At 60.7% G+C, this 3,088-nt stretch carries 2 protein-coding genes; both read left to right on the top strand.

Features of this window, described 5'->3' with window-relative positions; all coding sequences use genetic code 11:
• On the top strand, positions 1-798 hold a 798-nt coding region (locus ACIQ2X_RS16645; RefSeq protein WP_396180130.1), incomplete at its 5' end, for a hypothetical protein.
• Complete coding sequence (locus ACIQ2X_RS16640) at positions 795-2,894, top strand: hypothetical protein (protein ID WP_396180129.1); 2,100 nt, start codon at positions 795-797, stop codon at positions 2,892-2,894. The genes ACIQ2X_RS16645 and ACIQ2X_RS16640, both read left to right, overlap by 4 nt.
• The last annotated feature ends 194 nt before the right edge of the window (positions 2,895-3,088 follow it).

Below are 3,088 nucleotides of genomic sequence, written 5' to 3'. Positions count from 1 at the left end.
ATCGGCGCTGACCCGATGGCGGCGGCGCAGATGTTGCAGCCGAAGCCCCGCAAGCTGACAAGCGTGGCGCCTGGCGCATCGCTGGTTGACGAGGCCGACCCGACAAAGGCGCTGTTCACGGCTCCGAAGGAAAACGAACTGCCTAGCTCCGTGCGTGAGTTCCAGTACGGGCTGGCAAATCCCGCCTACAACGAATGGAACCTGAAAAACAACGCAGCCAAAGGAACACGGGTCCAAGTGGATGCCGGCCAGCGCTTTGAGAATGCCTACAGCACCGCTCAGGGCAAAGAGTATTCCGAAATGATGGCTGGCATCAATAAGGCAGGCTTCCAGGCTCCGGCTCAGATCCGCAAGCTAGAGCGCATGACGGAACTGCTGGATGGCGTAGACGGCGGCAAGCTGGCCCCCACAGGGCTTGAGATTGCGTCGGCGCTCAATAGCTTTGGCGTCAAGGTCGATCCTCGACTGGGTAACAAGGAAGCTGCACAGGCGCTGTCTCGTGAGTTGGCAGGCGGCTTGCGTCAACCGGGCTCCGGCCCAATGACGGACAAGGACTTTGAGAACTTCTTGCAGCAGATCCCGGATCTGTCCAAGTCCGCACAAGGCCGCAAGCAAATCAGCGCCACTATGAAGGCGGCTCTGAATCGCGATATTCAGATCAGCAAGATGGCGCGGGATTACGAACGTAGGCATGGTCGCCTTGATGGTGGATTCATGGATGAGGTCGCGTCCTTCATCGCAGAAAATCCAGTGGTTTCGGCCCCTGGTAATTGGGTGGTCAAGAGGGGGGCACGATGACTGTTTTCAAGGTTCAGGCGCCAGATGGCAAGACCTACGAGGTTGAGGCCGATGATTCCGCGACGGATGCCGAACTAATTCAGATGGCGCAGGCCCAGGCGAGCCGCATCGTGAAGCCGTCGGCAACTTATCAGCAGAAACTACTTGCCAGCGTGCCGGGGCGCACCCTCAAGGGCATGAAAGACCCCATCGACGCAGGCGCTCAGATGCTGCCGCGTGCTCTGTCTTCGGTGGCGTCACTGGGTGGCTTGGCTCCTAACCGTATCAGCGACTGGCTGGATTCAGAGTCGAAGCGCGTCGATGCCGGGATCAATGACAGCGAGCGGGAATATTCGACTGCCCGATGGGCGACCAACCAGACCGGATTTGACGGCGCGCGCCTGCTCGGCAATATCGTCAACCCCACGACCATCGCGGCGGGTGCTCGACTGCCTCAAGCGGTCAGCACACTGGGGCGGGCAGGGGCTGGTTCGCTATCGGGCGCTGTGGGCGGGATGCTGAACCCGGTCAGCGACACAACTGGCGATGTTGGGTTTGGAGCGCAGAAGGTCGGCCAGATGGGGGTGGGCGCTTTGGGCGGTGGGGTTGCCTCCCCCATCCTGGGCAAGCTTACTGACCTCGCGGCCCCCCCCATCAAGGCGCTCGCGACTCGGCTTTTTACCGATCCGCAAAAGTTGGCTACTCAAGCCTCGACGCAGGCAAATGACGCGATTGATGATGTCGTTCGACAGCTCGGCGTTGATCGAGCCAGCATCCCGCAGGCAGTTTATGCGGACCTTCGCAAACAGGTGGAAGCCGCAGCCAGGAGCGGCAAGAAGCTGGACGCCTCGGCTCTGCTTCGTAAGCAGGACTTCGAAGCCTTGAACATGCCCGCATTGCGTGGGCAGATCACACGCGACCCGGCCCAGTATTCACGCGACATGAACGTGCGCGGGATTGAGGGAGTGGGCGAGCCTATTCAGAACATCCTGCAAGCTCAGAACCAGAACATCACATCACGCCTGGGCAAGATGGGGGCATCGCAGGCGCAAGAGGCTGTTCCTGCTGGCGACTTGTTTACGCGGGCGCTGGTGGACCTTGACGACCAGATGAGCGGATCTGTGCGCCGCGCCTACCAGAACGCACGCGCATCATCCGGCAAGGATTGGGACGTTCCGATGGGCAAGCTCGCGGGCGATGTGGCCGATGTGCTCGACAACTTCGGGGTGGGCGGCGAGAAGAACGCTGTGCCGTCCGTCATTGCCAACAAGCTGAAGTCTTTCGGCATCGTGAACGACCCCGGCATGACTCAGCGCAAGGTCTTCAACTACGAAGAGGCCGACAAGCTGCTGAAGCAGATTAACGCGCACGACGATGGGCAGAACGCATCCATCGGGGCTCTTCGTGCAGCGGTGAAGTCCGCTCTTTCTGAGGGTGGAGGGGAAGGTGATCCGTTTGCCGTGGCTCGCAAGCTGGCTGGCGAACGATTCAAGCTGCTGGACGCCATCCCAGCATTGGAAGCAGTCACCAAGGCCCGCAACCCGCAAGAAGTGTCCCGCCTGGCTGATGACTTTGTGCAGAAGCACATCGTCGGTGCAAAAGTCGCGGACCTCAAGAAGCTGGCCGAAGTCCTCCCGGCAGAAGCTCGGGAAGAGGCTAAAAAGCAGATTGCCCGCGTGATCTATGAAGGCGCATTCAAGAACAACGCAGCCGGGGACAAGATGGCGTCACCCGCTGGGCTTCAGGGTGCCATGAAGGCGCTGGGCACTGATCGTCTGAAGGTGTTTTTCAGCCAGCCCGAGTTGGACGAACTGAACCGGATTACCCGTGTCACGGCCTACGCCAACAGTGAACCGGCCTGGGGCACTGTGGCGCGAGGCGGCAATCCTGGCGGCGTGCTGCTGGGTGGCGTTGCTCGGCTTGCAGGCGCTAGCGGCGCGGCAGCTAAGGCGCTACCTATCATCAATTCGCTTCAGGGGAGTCAGCGTGCGGCGGCGGCCATGAACACAACGATCCCAAAGACCGCGAACCTTACACCCGAAGAGATACGCCTTGTATCGGGTCTCCTGGGAACGTCGAATGTCGTCGCCGGGGGGCTTCTCGCGCCTGGGCCATAAGGCGAACACGATCCCCCAGAAGAGCGGCCCTAAAACCGCAGCAAGAGTCCGTCTCAGGCTGTCGTCGTCCATCCGCCAATCCTAACCGAACCGCCATGAATAACGACATCATCAGCTTCCTACAAGGGATGAGCAACAGCGCAGCGGGCACTGTGACGGCGCCAGTAGACGGCATCGCGTGGCTGCTGCGTAAG

Source organism: Flavobacterium sp., assembly GCF_044368625.1.
Taxonomy (GTDB): Bacteria; Bacteroidota; Bacteroidia; order Flavobacteriales; family Flavobacteriaceae; genus Flavobacterium.
This window is presented reverse-complemented; position numbering and strand designations above follow the sequence as displayed.

What these genes read in the sequence shown, in the direction of transcription:
- ACIQ2X_RS16640 (WP_396180129.1), top strand. Translation starts at nt 795, where the DNA reads ATGACTGTTTTCAAGGTTCAGGCGCCAGATGGCAAGACCTACGAGGTT.